The sequence below is a fragment of the Streptomyces fulvorobeus genome (genome assembly GCF_013167895.1).
Lineage (GTDB): Bacteria > Actinomycetota > Actinomycetes > Streptomycetales > Streptomycetaceae > Streptomyces > Streptomyces fulvorobeus.
The window spans coordinates 3,432,187-3,450,035 of record NZ_BLWC01000001.1 but is presented as its reverse complement, the minus strand read 5'-3'; the positions used below and the strand labels follow the sequence as shown (position 1 = coordinate 3,450,035).

General features: G+C 67.2%; 6 protein-coding genes, 3 rRNA genes and 2 pseudogenes. 5 read left to right on the top strand and 6 right to left on the bottom strand.

What is annotated here, in order from left to right; genetic code table 11:
- Nucleotides 1-23: 23 nt before the first annotated feature.
- Both Sfulv_RS15640 and Sfulv_RS31490 read left to right on the top strand, forming a co-directional pair.
- Complete coding sequence (locus tag Sfulv_RS15640; RefSeq protein ID WP_173314385.1) at nucleotides 24-1,442, top strand: ATP-binding protein; 1,419 nt, start codon at nucleotides 24-26, stop codon at nucleotides 1,440-1,442.
- Nucleotide 1,443: 1 nt separating this feature from the next.
- Nucleotides 1,444-2,903, top strand: a pseudogene (locus Sfulv_RS31490) (P-loop NTPase family protein).
- 116 nt (nucleotides 2,904-3,019) lie between these two features.
- On the opposite strand, the gene rrf reads toward Sfulv_RS31490, so the two are convergent.
- The 4 genes from rrf to Sfulv_RS15615 all read right to left on the bottom strand — a co-directional run bounded on the left by rrf (nucleotide 3,020) and on the right by Sfulv_RS15615 (nucleotide 9,383).
- Nucleotides 3,020-3,136: ribosomal RNA gene (gene rrf / locus Sfulv_RS15630) — 5S ribosomal RNA — on the bottom strand.
- A 79-nt stretch (nucleotides 3,137-3,215) separates the two neighbouring features.
- Nucleotides 3,216-6,341, bottom strand: a 23S ribosomal RNA gene (locus tag Sfulv_RS15625).
- A 302-nt stretch (nucleotides 6,342-6,643) separates the two neighbouring features.
- A 16S ribosomal RNA gene (locus tag Sfulv_RS15620) occupies nucleotides 6,644-8,169 on the bottom strand.
- Together the 16S, 23S and 5S rRNA genes form the textbook arrangement of a ribosomal RNA operon.
- Before the next feature lie 659 nt (nucleotides 8,170-8,828).
- A complete protein-coding gene (locus Sfulv_RS15615; RefSeq protein ID WP_173314383.1) occupies nucleotides 8,829-9,383 on the bottom strand; it encodes a MarR family winged helix-turn-helix transcriptional regulator in 555 nt (184 codons plus the stop codon).
- 151 nt (nucleotides 9,384-9,534) lie between these two features.
- Here Sfulv_RS15615 and Sfulv_RS15610 point away from each other — a divergent pair, with 151 nt between their 5' ends.
- Nucleotides 9,535-10,833: an MFS transporter gene (locus Sfulv_RS15610; RefSeq protein ID WP_173317898.1), complete on the top strand. Its 1,299-nt coding sequence runs from the start codon at nucleotides 9,535-9,537 to the stop codon at nucleotides 10,831-10,833.
- Here the strand turns inward: Sfulv_RS15610 and Sfulv_RS15605 are convergent.
- Together Sfulv_RS15605 and Sfulv_RS15600 are read right to left on the bottom strand one after the other, a co-directional pair.
- A complete protein-coding gene (locus Sfulv_RS15605; protein ID WP_173314381.1) occupies nucleotides 10,827-12,530 on the bottom strand; it encodes an ATP-binding SpoIIE family protein phosphatase in 1,704 nt (567 codons plus the stop codon). The genes Sfulv_RS15610 and Sfulv_RS15605 overlap by 7 nt on opposite strands.
- A 273-nt stretch (nucleotides 12,531-12,803) precedes the next feature.
- Complete coding sequence (locus tag Sfulv_RS15600) at nucleotides 12,804-14,276, bottom strand: NAD(P)/FAD-dependent oxidoreductase (RefSeq protein ID WP_256668941.1); 1,473 nt, start codon at nucleotides 14,274-14,276, stop codon at nucleotides 12,804-12,806.
- 383 nt (nucleotides 14,277-14,659) lie between these two features.
- Between Sfulv_RS15600 and Sfulv_RS15595 the strand changes: the two genes are divergently transcribed.
- Complete coding sequence (locus Sfulv_RS15595; protein WP_173314379.1) at nucleotides 14,660-15,490, top strand: TetR/AcrR family transcriptional regulator; 831 nt, start codon at nucleotides 14,660-14,662, stop codon at nucleotides 15,488-15,490.
- A 229-nt stretch (nucleotides 15,491-15,719) separates the two neighbouring features.
- Nucleotides 15,720-17,791, top strand: a pseudogene (locus Sfulv_RS29660) (sigma-70 family RNA polymerase sigma factor).
- Nucleotides 17,792-17,849: the final 58 nt, after the last annotated feature.

The window sequence follows — 17,849 nt, the reverse complement described above, 5'->3', positions numbered from 1 at the left end:
CCGAGAGGGAGGTCATTCACGCCATGCGAGATCCGCTGTCCGCGTTGTCGGACGCCTTTACCGCCTTCCTCTTCGGGAAGGTCGAGACGACCCGGCCACCCGTCCGTACGTCGACGGGTCAGGCCCAGGCCGTCTACCTGCCGACCGCCGCCCCCGGCCTAGGCGACTCGGGCGTGATCATCGGCCGCGAGGTGTACTCCGGCAAGGGCTACATCTACGACCCCTTCCAGCTGTACGGGCAGCAGCTTCCCGCCCCGCACTGGCTCGTCCTCGGCGAGTCGGGCAACGGCAAGTCCGCGCTGGAGAAGACGTACGTGCTCCGCCAGCTGCGCTTCCGCGACCGCCAGGTCGTCGTCCTGGACGCCCAGGGCGAGGACGGGGTCGGGGAGTGGAACCTCATCGCCCAGGAGCTGGGCATAACCCCCATCCGGCTCGACCCGGCCGCCGCCCTCAACGGCGGCATCCGGCTCAACCCGCTGGACCCGGCGATCACCTCGACCGGCCAGCTCGCCCTGCTCCGTACGATCGTCGAAGTCGCCATGGGTCACGGCCTGGACGAACGTTCCGGCTTCGCCCTGAAGGTCGCGCACGCCTTCGTGACCGACACCATCACCGACCGCCAGCCGGTCCTCATGGACATCGTGGAGCAACTGCGCCACCCGAAGCCCGAGTCCGCCCAGGCGATGAACGTCGACATAGACGACGTACGGGCCTGGGGCCTGGACGTCGCCCTCGTCCTTGACCGCCTGGTCGACGGTGACCTGCGGGGCATGTTCGACGGGCCGACGACGGTCGGCATCGACCTCGACGCACCCCTGATCGTCTTCGACCTCTCGCACATCGACCGCAACTCGATCGCCATGCCGATCCTGATGGCGATCGTCGGCGTGTGGCTGGAGCACACCTGGATCAGGCCCGACCGGAAGAAGCGCATCTTCCTGGTCGAAGAGGCATGGCACATCATCAACTCCCCCTTCGTGGCCCAGTTGTTCCAGCGGCTGCTGAAGTTCGGCCGCCGTCTCGGCCTGTCCTTCGTCGCCGTCGTCCACCACCTCAGCGACGTCGTCGACGGAGCCGCCGCGCGGGAGGCGGCGGCGATCCTCAAGATGGCCTCGACACGCACGATCTACGCCCAGAAGGCCGACGAGGCGAGAGCGACCGGGAAGGTGATCGGCCTGCCCAGGTGGGCCGTCGAGATCATCCCCACCCTCACCCCCGGCATCGCCGTATGGGACGTCAACGGCAACGTACAGGTGGTCAAACACCTCATCACCGAGGCCGAGCGCCCCCTCGTCTTCACGGACCGCGCGATGACCGAGGGCTCCGCCAACGACCTGCTCCCCGAGGACATCCGAGCGGCGGAGCTGGAGGCGGAACAACGGGCGGTCCGGATCGAGCACGCGCAGCGGATGAACGAATCGTCCGAGTCCACGGTGGCCTGACATGGCGTCGAACAGAGAGGAACGCGGCACCGGCGGCCTCCCGGACGGATTCCTTGTCGGCCTCCTGGGCCTCCTGTTCGCGCTGACGATCCTGGGCTGGACCGCCACCGGGCTGGCCGGCCTCTTCGCCCATGGAGCCTGGCCGCAGGGCGTCACGTTCACCCAGACGCCCCTGGCCCTCCGCGCGCTCGCCACCGACCCGCAGAACCTCCCGGGCGCCTGGCCCACCACCCCGCCCGGGCAGCTCTCCGGTTACGGACTGTTCTGGGGCCTGTTCATCGGCGAGCTCATGGTGCTCCTGGTGCTGGCGGTGTTCGCCCTGGGAGCCGTGGCCCGCTGGCGCGTCGTCCGCGAGAACCGCCGCCACGAGCAGCTCGCCCAGGTCCAGCAGCCCCCACCCCCCGCACCCGCGCCCACCTGCGTACACGAGCAACATCCCCACACCCCAGCACCACCACCCCAGTGCCCTCCTCAACCCCGCCCCCTGGCCCCACCCTCACCAAGATCCCCGTCCCCCACACACCCCTCGTGGCTGCCTCCGGCAGCCCGCACCTCGTCTACGGGCCCGCGGCCACCCGCCGCCCCGCAGCCGTGGGGGCCATCCTGGAGGCCGAGGGCCCCGTCCTCGTGGTGACCTCCGACCCCACGGTCTGGGCCGAGACGAAGGATGCCCGCAGCAAGCTCGGCCCCGTCCTCGTGTACGACCCCGGCCACCTCTGCGACACCCCGGCCCGGCTCCACTGGTCGCCCACCGCCGACTGCGAGGAACCTGAGGCCGCCGCGTCCCGGGCCACCGCGCTTCTCGCCCCCGTACGTCCCCAGGCCCTTATGGACGCGGCGATGGCGGACACCGCCGAGACGCTCCTGAAGTGCTGGCTGCACGCCGCCGCCGTCGACGGCCGCCCCTTCCGCCAGGTCCATCGCTGGGCACTCGGCGGCAACGGCAACGAGGCCGTCCGCCTCCTCCGTACGCACCCCAAGGCGGCATCCGGGATCGCCGGCCTGCTGGAGTCCGCGCTCATCGCCCATCCCGAACGCCGGGAGCTGGCACAGGAACTCACGGTACGGGCCTTCGCCGCCCTGTCATCGGTCCACATCCGCGAGGCATGCACTCCGAACCGAACCGATGCGGTCGCGCTGGAATCTTTTACGGGCGAAAGGGGAACGCTCTATGTGGTCGGTGAATCCATCGAGGACCCTCGCTCCCGCCCCGGCGCGATGCCTCTGCTCACCGCCCTGTCCTCACACGTGGTCGAGCACGGCCGCCGCCTGGCCGCACGGTCAACCGACGGTCGGCTCGACCCACCAATGACGCTCGTCCTCGACGACGTCGCGGCGGTGGCGCCGCTGCCCCAGCTTCCGGAGCTGCTGTCGACCGGCCCGTACCAGGGCCTGCCCCCTCTGGTACTGCTCCGTTCCCAGGAACAGGGCCGCGCCCGCTGGCGGCAACCTCTCGAATGACCCATGGGTGGAGCCGACCTCGCCGGCACCGGCACGGCACCGGTGCACTCCGCAAACAGACGGTGAACGCAGAAAAGCCCCGTGCCACAAGGGCACGGGGCTTTCCCGGAATGATTGTTCGGCGGCGTCCTACTCTCCCACAGGGTCCCCCCTGCAGTACCATCGGCGCTGAAAGGCTTAGCTTCCGGGTTCGGAATGTAACCGGGCGTTTCCCTAACGCAATGACCACCGAAACACTATGAAATCAACAAACACCGGACAACAACACAGCCGTTCGTTATTTCAGAACTAACACAGTGGACGCGAGCAACTGAGGACAAGCCCTCGGCCTATTAGTACCAGTCAGCTCCACCCGTTACCGGGCTTCCACATCTGGCCTATCAACCCAGTCGTCTACTGGGAGCCTTAACCCCTCAAAGGGGGTGGGAATACTCATCTCGAAGCAGGCTTCCCGCTTAGATGCTTTCAGCGGTTATCCTTTCCGAACGTAGCCAACCAGCCATGCCCTTGGCAGGACAACTGGCACACCAGAGGTTCGTCCGTCCCGGTCCTCTCGTACTAGGGACAGCCCTTCTCAATATTCCTGCGCGCGCAGCGGATAGGGACCGAACTGTCTCACGACGTTCTAAACCCAGCTCGCGTACCGCTTTAATGGGCGAACAGCCCAACCCTTGGGACCGACTCCAGCCCCAGGATGCGACGAGCCGACATCGAGGTGCCAAACCATCCCGTCGATATGGACTCTTGGGGAAGATCAGCCTGTTATCCCCGGGGTACCTTTTATCCGTTGAGCGACAGCGCTTCCACAAGCCACTGCCGGATCACTAGTCCCGACTTTCGTCCCTGCTCGACCCGTCGGTCTCACAGTCAAGCTCCCTTGTGCACTTACACTCAACACCTGATTGCCAACCAGGCTGAGGGAACCTTTGGGCGCCTCCGTTACTCTTTAGGAGGCAACCGCCCCAGTTAAACTACCCATCAGACACTGTCCCTGATCCGGATCACGGACCCAGGTTAGACATCCAGCACGACCAGAGTGGTATTTCAACGACGACTCCACAACCACTGGCGTGGCCGCTTCACAGTCTCCCACCTATCCTACACAAGCCGAACCGAACACCAATATCAAACTATAGTAAAGGTCCCGGGGTCTTTCCGTCCTGCTGCGCGAAACGAGCATCTTTACTCGTAGTGCAATTTCACCGGGCCTATGGTTGAGACAGTCGAGAAGTCGTTACGCCATTCGTGCAGGTCGGAACTTACCCGACAAGGAATTTCGCTACCTTAGGATGGTTATAGTTACCACCGCCGTTTACTGGCGCTTAAGTTCTCAGCTTCGCACACCCGAAAGTGCACTAACCGGTCCCCTTAACGTTCCAGCACCGGGCAGGCGTCAGTCCGTATACATCGCCTTACGGCTTCGCACGGACCTGTGTTTTTAGTAAACAGTCGCTTCTCGCTGGTCTCTGCGGCCACCCCCAGCTCACCGAGTAAATCGGATCACCAGTGATGGCCCCCCTTCTCCCGAAGTTACGGGGGCATTTTGCCGAGTTCCTTAACCATAGTTCACCCGAACGCCTCGGTATTCTCTACCTGACCACCTGAGTCGGTTTAGGGTACGGGCCGCCATGAAACTCGCTAGAGGCTTTTCTCGACAGCATAGGATCATCCACTTCACCACAATCGGCTCGGCATCAGGTCTCAGCCTCAATGTGTGACGGATTTGCCTATCACACGGCCTACACCCTTACCCCGGGACTACCACCGCCCGGGCTGGACTACCTTCCTGCGTCACCCCATCGCTTACCTACTACAAGTCTGGTTCATCGGCTCCACCACTACCCTCAACTCCGAAGAGATCAGGCCGGCTTCACGGACTTAGCATCGCCTGATTCAGTACTGGGCGTTTCAAAGCGGGTACCGGAATATCAACCGGTTGTCCATCGACTACGCCTGTCGGCCTCGCCTTAGGTCCCGACTTACCCTGGGCAGATCAGCTTGACCCAGGAACCCTTAGTCAATCGGCGCACACGTTTCTCACGTGTGTATCGCTACTCATGCCTGCATTCTCACTCGTGAACCGTCCACAACTCGCTTCCGCGGCTGCTTCACCCGGCACACGACGCTCCCCTACCCATCCATACTCCCGTTGGGGATATGTGTATGAATGACACGACTTCGGCGGTACGCTTGAGCCCCGCTACATTGTCGGCGCGGAATCACTTGACCAGTGAGCTATTACGCACTCTTTCAAGGGTGGCTGCTTCTAAGCCAACCTCCTGGTTGTCTCTGCGACTCCACATCCTTTCCCACTTAGCGTACGCTTAGGGGCCTTAGTCGATGCTCTGGGCTGTTTCCCTCTCGACCATGGAGCTTATCCCCCACAGTCTCACTGCCGTGCTCTCACTTACCGGCATTCGGAGTTTGGCTAAGGTCAGTAACCCGGTAGGGCCCATCGCCTATCCAGTGCTCTACCTCCGGCAAGAAACACACGACGCTGCACCTAAATGCATTTCGGGGAGAACCAGCTATCACGGAGTTTGATTGGCCTTTCACCCCTAACCACAGGTCATCCCCCAGGTTTTCAACCCTGGTGGGTTCGGTCCTCCACGAAGTCTTACCTCCGCTTCAACCTGCCCATGGCTAGATCACTCCGCTTCGGGTCTAGAGCGTGCAACTCAAACGCCCTATTCGGACTCGCTTTCGCTACGGCTTCCCCACACGGGTTAACCTCGCTACACACCGCTAACTCGCAGGCTCATTCTTCAAAAGGCACGCAGTCACGACTGCATGTGCAAGCACATACAGCGACGCTCCCACGGCTTGTAGGCACACGGTTTCAGGTACTATTTCACTCCGCTCCCGCGGTACTTTTCACCATTCCCTCACGGTACTATCCGCTATCGGTCACCAGGGAATATTTAGGCTTAGCGGGTGGTCCCGCCAGATTCACACGGGATTTCTCGGGCCCCGTGCTACTTGGGTGGTTCTTAAACGAGCCGTTGATGTTTCAGCTACGGGGGTCTTACCCTCTACGCCGGACCTTTCGCATGTCCTTCGCCTACACCAACGGTTTCTGACTCGTCTCACAGCCGGCAGACCATGAAAAAGAACTCCCACAACCCCGCATGCGCAACCCCTGCCGGGTATCACACGCATACGGTTTGGCCTCATCCAGTTTCGCTCGCCACTACTCCCGGAATCACGGTTGTTTTCTCTTCCTGCGGGTACTGAGATGTTTCACTTCCCCGCGTTCCCTCCACACTGCCTATGTGTTCAGCAGCGGGTGACAGCCCATGACGACTGCCGGGTTTCCCCATTCGGAAACCCCCGGATCAAAGCTTGGTTGACAGCTCCCCGGGGACTATCGTGGCCTCCCACGTCCTTCATCGGTTCCTGGTGCCAAGGCATCCACCGTGCGCCCTTAAAAACTTGGCCACAGATGCTCGCGTCCACTGTGCAGTTCTCAAACAACGACCAGCCACCCACCACCCCACCCATACAGGCGAGTTCACTGGGGCCGGCAACCGAAGATCCAGACAAAAAAATGCCCGAACCCTCAGATACCCAACAGCGTGCCCGACCCGACCGACCAATCCTTCTTTCCACGCCGAAGCAGTACTCGAAAAACCAACCTGTCGTGCCGAATAGTCAACGTTCCACCCATGAGCAACCACCGCCGAACATTCGCCGGCGAAATGGTCTCTGGATTCCCCGAAGAGAACCTAGATGCTCCTTAGAAAGGAGGTGATCCAGCCGCACCTTCCGGTACGGCTACCTTGTTACGACTTCGTCCCAATCGCCAGTCCCACCTTCGACAGCTCCCTCCCACAAGGGGTTGGGCCACCGGCTTCGGGTGTTACCGACTTTCGTGACGTGACGGGCGGTGTGTACAAGGCCCGGGAACGTATTCACCGCAGCAATGCTGATCTGCGATTACTAGCAACTCCGACTTCATGGGGTCGAGTTGCAGACCCCAATCCGAACTGAGACCGGCTTTTTGAGATTCGCTCCGCCTCGCGGCATCGCAGCTCATTGTACCGGCCATTGTAGCACGTGTGCAGCCCAAGACATAAGGGGCATGATGACTTGACGTCGTCCCCACCTTCCTCCGAGTTGACCCCGGCAGTCTCCTGTGAGTCCCCATCACCCCGAAGGGCATGCTGGCAACACAGAACAAGGGTTGCGCTCGTTGCGGGACTTAACCCAACATCTCACGACACGAGCTGACGACAGCCATGCACCACCTGTATACCGACCACAAGGGGGGCACCATCTCTGATGCTTTCCGGTATATGTCAAGCCTTGGTAAGGTTCTTCGCGTTGCGTCGAATTAAGCCACATGCTCCGCTGCTTGTGCGGGCCCCCGTCAATTCCTTTGAGTTTTAGCCTTGCGGCCGTACTCCCCAGGCGGGGAACTTAATGCGTTAGCTGCGGCACCGACGACGTGGAATGTCGCCAACACCTAGTTCCCAACGTTTACGGCGTGGACTACCAGGGTATCTAATCCTGTTCGCTCCCCACGCTTTCGCTCCTCAGCGTCAGTAATGGCCCAGAGATCCGCCTTCGCCACCGGTGTTCCTCCTGATATCTGCGCATTTCACCGCTACACCAGGAATTCCGATCTCCCCTACCACACTCTAGCTAGCCCGTATCGAATGCAGACCCGGGGTTAAGCCCCGGGCTTTCACATCCGACGTGACAAGCCGCCTACGAGCTCTTTACGCCCAATAATTCCGGACAACGCTTGCGCCCTACGTATTACCGCGGCTGCTGGCACGTAGTTAGCCGGCGCTTCTTCTGCAGGTACCGTCACTTTCGCTTCTTCCCTGCTGAAAGAGGTTTACAACCCGAAGGCCGTCATCCCTCACGCGGCGTCGCTGCATCAGGCTTTCGCCCATTGTGCAATATTCCCCACTGCTGCCTCCCGTAGGAGTCTGGGCCGTGTCTCAGTCCCAGTGTGGCCGGTCGCCCTCTCAGGCCGGCTACCCGTCGTCGCCTTGGTAGGCCATTACCCCACCAACAAGCTGATAGGCCGCGGGCTCATCCTTCACCGCCGGAGCTTTTAACCCCGTCCCATGCAGGACAGAGTGTTATCCGGTATTAGACCCCGTTTCCAGGGCTTGTCCCAGAGTGAAGGGCAGATTGCCCACGTGTTACTCACCCGTTCGCCACTAATCCACCCCGAAAGGCTTCATCGTTCGACTTGCATGTGTTAAGCACGCCGCCAGCGTTCGTCCTGAGCCAGGATCAAACTCTCCGTGAATGTTTTCCCGTAATCGGGATCACACCATGAGAGCGGAACGACCGAGTCGGAATAAGACCGGCCGTTCACAGCGTCCTCGCTAGTGTTGCCCACCCCGAAACCCCAAAGGGCCGGAGCGGGACTTTTTCAAAGGAACCACCAACCTGCCGAAACAGGCCGGGGTATCAACATATCTGGCGTTGACTTTTGGCACGCTGTTGAGTTCTCAAGGAACGGACGCTTCCTTCGGTCCCGTGTCACCGGGGCCCTCCGGGCGCTTCCCTTCGGTCTTGCGTCTCCGACTCTACCAGACACTTTCATGTCCGATTCCCGGTCGAAGCGGGATTCGCTTTCCAGTTCTTCGCTTTCGCGTTTCCCTTTCCGGCGGGTCCGACTCTATCAGATCCTTATCGGGCCTGATTCCCAGTCAGCGGGATTTGTCTTTCCGGCTGTTGGGCCGTTCCGACGTCCCGAACTCTAGCGGATTCCCCCGGTGACTCATAATCGAGCCATTCGAAATGAATTCCGGCACGCCGAAATTCTCCCCGGCGGGAGGTCGTGCAGAGTTTGGGTGCCGCATGTGCGGCGGGATCGGTTGTCACAGAACCGTTTCGGCCCCGTGACAACTCGAAGAACCTTACGGATCGAGGAGGGGTGTGTCAACCCCGCCCCGGTCGGCCTCAGTCCAGGTCGGTGAGTCGGCCGCCGGCGTCCGGCTGGGCGTGCTCCACGCGGCGCAGGAGGCGGATCAGCATGTCGCCCAGACCGCCGCGTTCGTCGTCGGAGAGGTCCTGGAGCAGGTCTTCCTCGAAGGCGGTCGCCATACGCATCGCCTCCAGCCACTTCGTACGGCCTTCGTCGGTCAGTTCGACGATGACGCGCACCCGGTTGTTCTCGTCCCTGTCGCGGGTGACCAGGCCCTCGCCCGCCATGCGGTCGATGCGGTGGGTCATCGCTGCCGGGGTGAGGCCGAGGCGCTTGGCGAGTTCGCCCGGCCCCAGTCGGTAGGGGGCGCCGGCCAGGACCAGGGTCTTGAGCACCTCCCACTCGGCGTTGCTGATGCCCAGAGCGGCGAGCTGCCTCCCGTACGCGACGTTCATACGGCGGTTGAGGCGGCCGAGGGCCGAGACGACCTGCTCGACCTGCGGGTCCAGATCGCGGAACTCGCGCTGATAGGCGGCGATCTGCTCGTCGAGGCTCGGCTCCTGCGGGCCGGGCTCGGGGGTGTCGGACATGGCGGGCAGTATGGCACGCCCTCCCTTGGCCCCTAAGTCCTTCAAGGTCAATTGTTAAGCATCTAACTTTAGTGCTAAAGTCTTCGAGTCTTGGTAGTTCGATGTTGTCTGATTCTTCGAGATCTTGAGGTAGGTGAGCGTGACCAGGGAGATGGGCGCAGCGCTGCGGCGGATTCAGGTCGGGAGCGCGCTGAGCGCGTTCGGACTCGGGTTCACCGTTCCGTATCTGTACGTCTACGTGGCGCAGGTGCGGGATCTTGGTGCCGGTACGGCGGGTGTCGTACTGGCTGTCTTCGCCATGGCAGCTCTGGCCGTCCTGCCGTTCACCGGGCGGGCCGTCGACCGGCGCGGTCCGGTGCCCGTACTGATCGTCGCCGCCGCCGTCGCGGCGGTGGGGGCGGCCGCCCTCGGCCTGGCCGGCGGGGTGACGGCCACCGTGCTGTCCGCCGCCGTGCTCGGTGCGGGAACCGCGGTCATGCAGCCGGCGCTCGCGACGATGCTCGTGTGGTGCTCAAGCACGTCCACCCGTACCCGCGCGTTCGCCATGCAGTTCTTCCTGCAGAACCTGGGGCTCGGGATCGGCGGGCTCTTCGGCGGGTTGATCGTCGACACGGACGATCCGTCGAGCTTCACCCTGCTGTTCCTCGTCGAGGCCGGGATGTTCGTCGTGCTCGGTGTCGTGTCGGCGACCGTCCGGATGCCGCGTACGGCTTCCATCACCGACGCCCGGCCTACCGACGGCGCGGCGCCCAAGGGCGGGCTGCGGGTGCTTCTCTCGCACGGGGCGATGGTGCGGCTGTGCGTGCTGGGCTTCGTGCTGTTCTTCGCCTGTTACGGGCAGTTCGAGTCCGGGCTCGCCGCCTACGGCACCGAGGCCGCAGGGATCGAACCCTCGACCCTGGGTGTGGCGCTGGCAGCCAACACCGCGGTCATCGTCGCCGCGCAGTTCGTCGTACTGCGGCTGGTGGAGCACCGGCGGCGTTCGCGGGTCATCGCGTGGGTCGGTGTGATCTGGGCGTTCGCCTGGATCGTGGCGGGATACGCGGGGCTCGGGCACGGCAGCCAGACCATGGCGACGGCCGCGATGATCTCGACGTACGCCCTGTTCGGACTCGGAGAGTCCATGCTGTCGCCGACCGTGGCTCCGCTCGTCGCCGATCTGGCGCCGGCTTCGATGGTCGGTCAGTACAACTCGGCCTTCGCGCTCTGCAAGCAGCTCGCGCTGGCGGTCGGGCCGGCCGTGGGCGGGCCCATGGGGGCGACGCTGCACGGGCCGTACATCGTGACGTTCGTCCTGTTCTCGCTGGGCATCACCGTGCTGGCACTGAGGCTGGGCCGCCGGCTCACCCCCGTACAGGACCGGCCCTCGCTCGCGCCGGTGCCCTCTCGCGTGGTGGCCGTGTCACTGCCGGGGAAGGCGCCGGCCGTGACGCCGGCCGTCGCTCACTGAGGCAGCGCGAACTCGCACCACACCGCCTTGCCGCCGCCCGGGGTGCGGCGGCTGCCCCAGGACGAGGCGATCGCCGCGACGATGGAGATGCCGCGGCCCGCCTCGTCCGCCGGTTCCGCGCGGCGCCGGCGCGGCAGGTGGTCGTCACCGTCCGTCACCTCGATGATCAGGCGGCGGTCCGTGCGGCGCAGGCCGAGCCGCATCGGCGGGGTGCCGTGCTGGAGGGAGTTGGCGACGAGTTCGCTCGCCGCGAGGACGCCCAGGTCGCAGAGTTCCACCGGGAAGCGCCAGGACGTGAGCACTCCCGTGGCGAAGGCGCGGGCGCGCGGGGCGGCCTCGACACCACCGAGCAGTTCGAGCGAGGCGTTGTGGAACAGCTCGGCGTTCGACCCGGTGCGCGCGGGGTGCTGGACGACCAGCACGGCGACATCGTCGTCGTGCTCCGCGGTCACGCCGAGGGAGCGGATGAGCCGGTCGCAGACCACCTGCGGTGATCCCTTGGCACCCGAGAGGGCGCGCTCCAGCGCTGCCACTCCTTCGTCGATGTCCTCGCTGCGCCGCTCGACCAGGCCGTCCGTGTAGAGGACGGCGGTGGAGCCCGGGGGCAGGCCGATCGTGCCGGAGGTGTGGATCCAGCCGCCGGTGCCGAGCGGGGGGCCGGTCGGGTCCTCGGCCCGGTGGATGACGCCGTCCTCGTCGCACACGAGGATCGGCAGGTGGCCCGCGGAGGCGTAGACCAGCCGGGCCTCGTTCGGGTCGTGGACCGCGTAGACGCAGGTGGCGATCTGGCTGGCGTCGATCTCGGCGGCGAGCCCGTCGAGGAGCTGGAGCACCTCGTGGGGCGGCAGGTCGAGGCGGGCGTACGCGCGCACCGCGGTGCGCAGCTGGCCCATGACCGCCGCCGCCCGCACGCCGCGTCCCATCACGTCCCCGATGACGAGGGCCGTGCGGCCCGCGCCGAGGGTGATGACGTCGTACCAGTCGCCGCCGACCGCCGCGTCCGTGCCGCCCGGCTGGTACGTGGCGGCGATCCGCAGGTCGTCGGGCTGCTCCAGCTCCTGCGGGAGCAGGGAGCGCTGGAGGGTGACGGCCGTCTCGCGGTGGCGGCGCTCGCTGGTGCGGAGCCGCTCGGCCGCGTCGGCGTGGTCGGTGACGTCGGTGGCGTACAGGAGCACGCCCGCCTCACTCCCCGTGCCGGACGCGGCCACGGGGGTACAGGTCACGGTGTACGAGTCGCCGCTGAGGACCTTGCGGGACTTCACCGTGCGGGGGGTGCCGCTGCGCAGGACCTGGTCGAGCAGGGGCAGCAGGCTCAGCTCGGCGAGCTCGGGCATGGCTTCGGCCGCCGGGGCGCCGATGGGGCGGGGGCCGAACGCGGTCTCGTACGCCTCGTTCACATAGGTGACGCGGTGGTCGGCGCCCTGGAGCAGGGCTACCGGGGCGGGCAGCTGACCGAGGATCTCGCGGGCCGAGAGGTCCGCCAGGCCGGGAGCCGGTACGCCCGCGGCTGGGGACGCTTCTGCGGCCACGGACGATTCCGCGTCGGCTTCGGCGTCGGCGTCGGTGGCCGGCAGGGCGCTCGCGGTCTCCGGCCTGGCGCATTCGGCGCGGGCGGCGGGGACGGAACTGCGGTCGTCCCGCGCGGCGGCTCGACGCTGCGTGCCGGGGAGGCGGGCGCTCCAACGCGTGAAGTTCACGGAATTTCTGGCCTCGTGTGTCGGTCTGGCCCGCTCGGGCGGGCTGCTTCTTCTGCCAATTCTGCTGCGGTTGTGCTGCCTGGTCCCGCTGCCGGTCCCGCTGCCGGAGCGGGGCGCCGGAGACGGGACCCGGGAAGGCGCGGCCGGGCTTCGTCGTGCTGGTGAGGCGCCGCCGATCGTCACTGATGGTCACTGGGGCGGGTCACTCTGCGCACGTGTGGGCCCACCTATGGTCACACGTCCAGTGTGGCGGACCGTACTGACAGTGGTCGTTCAGCCCTCGGTCGGCCGGGGGTCGGCCACGGGTCCGAGGGCTGAACGGAAGCCGTCGCTACGGCGGCGGCCACCGGCCGCCGCCGGCTCAGTCGGCCGCCTTCGGGGGCCGTCGCCCTCACGGGGCACGGCCGGCCCTCCAGGGGTGCCCGGGCCGCCCGCGGCGAGAGCGAACTCGGCGCGGGGATGCTCCAGGGAGCCGAGCGAGACGATCTCCCGCTTGAAGAGTCCGGCCAGGGTCCATTCGGCAAGGACGCGCGCCTTCCGGTTGAACGTGGGGACCCGGCTGAGGTGGTAGACGCGGTGCATCAGCCACGCCGGGTAGCCCTTGAGCTTGCGACCGTAGACGTGTGCGACGCCTTTGTGGAGGCCCAGGGAGGCGACGGAGCCGACGTAGGCGTGCCGGTACTCCTTGAGCGGGCGGCCTTCGAGTGCGGCGAGGACGTTCTCCGCGAGGACGGCGGCCTGGCGCACGGCGTGCTGGGCGTTGGGCGCGGTCTCCCTGCCCGGTTCGGCGGCTGTCAGGTCGGGGACGGCCGCGGCGTCGCCCGCCGCCCAGGCGTGCGGCCGGCCGTCGACGGCGAGCGTGGCGGTGCAGCGGAGCCGCCCACGCTCGGTGAGGGGCAGGTCGGTCGCGGCGAGGAGCGGTGCCGGTTTCACGCCGGCCGTCCATACGAGTGTGCGTGTCGGGAAGCGGGAGCCGTCGCTGAGCACGGCGACCCGGTCCTCGCACGAGTCCAGCCGGGTGTCGAGGCGTACGTCGATGTTGCGCCCGCGCAGCTCTCGGATGGCGTACTTCCCCATCGCGTCCCCGACCTCCGGGAGGATGCGGCCGGACGCCTCGACGAGAATCCACTTCAGGTCGGTGGCCTTGATGTTGTGGTAGTACCGGGAGGTGTAACGGGCCATGTCCTCCAGCTCGGCGAGCGCCTCCACACCCGCGTAACCGCCGCCCACGAAGACGAAGGTGAGGGCGGCGTCGCGGATGCCGGGATCGCGGGTGGCGGAGGCGATGTCCATCTGCTCGATGACGTGGTTGCGCAGCCCGATGGCTTCCTCGACGGTCTTGAAACCGATGCCGGATTCGGCGAGTCCGGGGATCGGCAGGGTGCGCGAGACGGAGCCGGGCGCCAGGACGATCTCGTCGTAGACGATGTCGAGGCCGCCGGTGCCGTCCTCGGCCGAGGCGAGTGTGGTGACGGTGGCGGTGCGCCCGGCGTGGTCGACGCGCTGCACCTCACCGATGACGATCGTGCAGTGCTTCAGGACGCGGCGGAGCGGCACGACCACATGACGGGGCGAGATCGAGCCGGCGGCCGCTTCCGGAAGGAACGGCTGGTACGTCATGTAGGGCTCGGGAGTGACCACCACAATCTCGGCATCGCCGCTCTTCAATCTCTGCTTGAGCCTGCGCTGGAGACGCAGTGCCGTGTACATGCCGACGTAGCCGCCACCGACTACGAGAATGCGCACACCGGGCCGGGTGCCGGGGGTCGTCCCCGGAAATCTGGAGCCATCACCATCCCATGACGCAACGGAGTCAGGTGTTTGTCCACAGCCCCGACAAATTGTGTGACTGGAAGTCAGCGGCGGCCGGACGGCGCGCGCGTGCCGCGGAATGCGATACCTGTGCAGGTCAGACGTGAAAAGAGGGGTGGCGGGCGGGGGTGATATCGGTGACCAACCGGTCCTTGCTCCGATCGGGGGGCGCTCCGTGCGGAACTACCCCCTTCTGAATTGACCCAGGCTCAACTATGTTCGTAACCCGTCGAGGTGTCAGGTGCGGAGAGTGATCCGCGCCTCGGCGGATACGGCGGGGAAGTCTCCGGGGGGAGACGTCATAACCGGGGGAAGTCATGCACATTCAGGATTCGCATTGGCAGGCCGCTGTCCAGTCCTCTTCCGAGGGCCATGGACGGCTGAGCGCGGTGGGTACGGCGGGGACAGCTGGGACCGGCGTCCGTCAGGCGCCGCTCCGCGTGGACGCACAGCGCAATCTGGAACACGTACTGCGGGCCGCGCGTGAGGTGTTCGGCGAGCTGGGTTACGGGGCTCCGATGGAGGACGTGGCGCGTCGCGCCCGGGTCGGGGTCGGCACGGTCTACCGGCGGTTCCCGAGCAAGGACGTGCTGGTACGGCGGATAGCCGAGGAGGAGACCTCCCGGCTGACCGAGCAGGCGCGGGCCGCGCTCGGGCAGGAGGAGGAGCCGTGGTCGGCGCTCTCCCGTTTCCTGCGGACGTCCGTGGCTTCGGGTGCGGGCAGGCTGCTGCCGCCGCAGGTGCTGCGCGTGGGCGTGGAGGCGGACGGGACGGACGCGGGGGTACGGGGGCCGGGCACGGAATCCGCCGCCGAGGCGGCGCCGGGCGAGGGCCAGGACGCGGCGCGGGTTCCGCAGCAGCGCCAGGGGGTGGGTCAGCCCGACCTCCGTGTGGTCGCGCGGCGCCCGGCCGCCGAAGAGGTTCTCGACGACGAGGACACGGGCGCGGGTGAGCTCCTGGAGGTCGTGGGCAGGCTCGTCGACCGGGCCCGGGAGTCGGGTCAGCTCCGCGGTGACGTGACGGTGGCCGATGTGCTGCTGGTCATCGCCACGGCGGCGCCCGCACTGCCGGACGCGGCCCATCAGGCGGCGGCTTCGGCGCGGCTCCTCGACATACTGCTGGAGGGACTGCGGGCCCGGGCCGTGTGACGTGCCGGGTGTCCGTCCCCCCGGGGGCGGTCACCCGTACAGCCCCGCTGCCGTCAACCGCGCGCCTGCCGGGGAGGGCCGGATTGTTCCCGTACGAGTGATCTCGCGTGCCCACACCTGACAAATTGCCCTCGGATGGGTGGTTGACGGGATCAACAGTCCTGGGTGACCCCACGCTGTGGGACTCTTGCCCGGTTCGGGTCCGAAGGCGCAAACGGGGGCTTCCGCGATGAGCGGTGACGGGCAGCAGGAAGTACCCCTCGACGGCGTCGCCGCCGGGAGCGGGGAGACGGGGACCGGCGGCCAGGTGCCCAGCCAGGCCGGAGCGGAGCGCTCGGCCGGAGAGGCCGGGAGGGACGCCGAGGGAGACGCCGAGGGGGGCACCATCCTGCCGGGCCCCTGGCCCGCGGTGCGGGCCGACGAGGTGTCCGCGGCCGCCGCGTCCACACCTGGTGAGGGGTACGCGGTTCCGCCGCAGCGCGAGGGCGGCAGCGCCTCGGCGGACGGCGTGGTGTCCGACGCCCAGTTGATCCGGGCCATGCGCGCCGGCGACGACCGGGCGTACGACGAGCTGTTCCTGCGGCACTCGGGCGCGGTCCGCCGCTACGCGCGCAGCTGTTGCCGCGACGCCCACACCGCGGACGACCTGACGGCCGAGGTGTTCGCGCGCACGCTCCAGGCGGTGCGCGGCGGCAAAGGGCCGGAGGAAGCGGTCCGCGCCTACCTCATGACCGCCGTACGGCATGTGGGCGCCGCCTGGACGAAGAGCGCCAGGCGGGAGCAGCTCGTCGACGACTTCGCGGTCTTCGCGGCGCGGTCCACACGTGTCTCGGCGCTCTCGGACGACGACACCCTGGAGCTGGGCGCCGACGTGCTGGCGATGCGCGCGGCCGAGCAGTCCATGGCCGTGCAGGCGTTCCGGAGCCTGCCCGAGCGCTGGCAGGCGGTGCTCTGGCACACCACGGTGGAGGAGGAGTCGCCGAGCGAGATCGCCCCGCTGTTCGGTCTGACCGCCAACGCCACCGCCGTACTGGCCAGTCGGGCCCGTGAAGGGCTCAAGCAGGCGTACCTGCAGGCGCACGTGGGCCGGGCGCTGACGACGGGGGGCGACTGCGCGCAGTACGCGGACCGGCTCGGTGCGTACGCCAGGGGCGGGCTTCGCATGCGGGCGGAGCGAGGGCTGCGCAGGCACCTGGACGAGTGCGCGAGGTGCCGGACCGCCGCGGGGGAGCTGACGGACGTCAATGCCGGGATTCCGGCCCTGCTGCCCGTCGCGGTCATCGGCTGGTTCGCCGCCGGTTACTCGCTCAAGGCCGCGGGCATCGTCACGGGAGGTGTGGCCGGCGCGACCGGTGCCGGTGCCGCCGCGGCGGCCACGGGCGGTGGCGCGGCCGGAACCACGGCTGGTGGCGCGGTGGCTGCCGAGGGCCTCGGCGCACCGGCGAAGGCCGGGATCGCGGCCGCGGTGGCCGTGGCCGCTGCCGCCGGACTGGTGTGGGCCCTGGTCGGGGACGACCAGCCGAAGCCCGAGCCGAAGCCGGTGGCCAGGCCGCCGGTGGTGGCCCCCGCCGTCCCCGCTCCCGAGCCGCCGCCGAGGCCCCGGCCCCCGCGCCGCCGACCCGCCCTCCGGCCCCCGCTCCGGAGCCTGCTCCCACGCCCAGTCCGACTCCGCCGCCGAGCCCGCGCCCCAGCCCCAGCCCGGCCCCTGAGCCGCCGCCGGAGCCCGCGCCGCCACGGTCGCCCTCCCCCGTACCCGCCCCGAAGCCACCCGAGCCCGCGCCCGCCCCGGCCCCCGCTCCGCGGGTGTACCAGGTCAGCGAGATGAGCTACTCCGCGTTCGGTGACCACACCGAGCCGGAGGTGGTGATCGGCCGGAGCAGCTGGCTCTGGCAGCGGTCGGGCCTCTCGATCGCTGCCACGCGGTACGCGCGCGGAGTGACCGTCCACGCGAACTCCTCGGTGCTCATCGAGCTGAACCGCCGGTGCACCCGTTACGAGGCGATGGCCGGGGTCGACGACCTGACGATGGGCCTCGGGGCGGTGCGCTTCTCCGTGTTCGACGGTGACGGCGCACGGCTGTGGCGGTCCCCGGTGGTGCACGGCGGCGACGCGGCCGTGCCGGTGCGCGTCCACATCGCCGGTCAGCAGCGCGTTCACCTCGTCGTGGAAGCCGCGGAGGACACACGGACAGCGATGGGGACGGGGGCGGGAATGGGGAAGGGGAACGGGGAAGGGGTCGGCAGGGCGTTCGACGCCGTCGCCCTGGCCGACTGGGCGGAGTCCCGGGTCAGTTGCACGTAGGGCTCGGGAGGAGCCGGGGACGACCTGGACACGACCCGGGAGGACCCGGGTGTCCGCG

What these genes read in the sequence shown, in the direction of transcription:
- Sfulv_RS15640 (WP_173314385.1), top strand. Translation starts at nt 24, where the DNA reads ATGCGAGATCCGCTGTCCGCGTTGTCGGACGCCTTTACCGCCTTCCTC.
- Sfulv_RS15615 (WP_173314383.1), bottom strand. Translation starts at nt 9,383, where the DNA reads ATGTCCGACACCCCCGAGCCCGGCCCGCAGGAGCCGAGCCTCGACGAG.
- Sfulv_RS15610 (WP_173317898.1), top strand. Translation starts at nt 9,535, where the DNA reads ATGGGCGCAGCGCTGCGGCGGATTCAGGTCGGGAGCGCGCTGAGCGCG.
- Sfulv_RS15595 (WP_173314379.1), top strand. Translation starts at nt 14,660, where the DNA reads ATGCACATTCAGGATTCGCATTGGCAGGCCGCTGTCCAGTCCTCTTCC.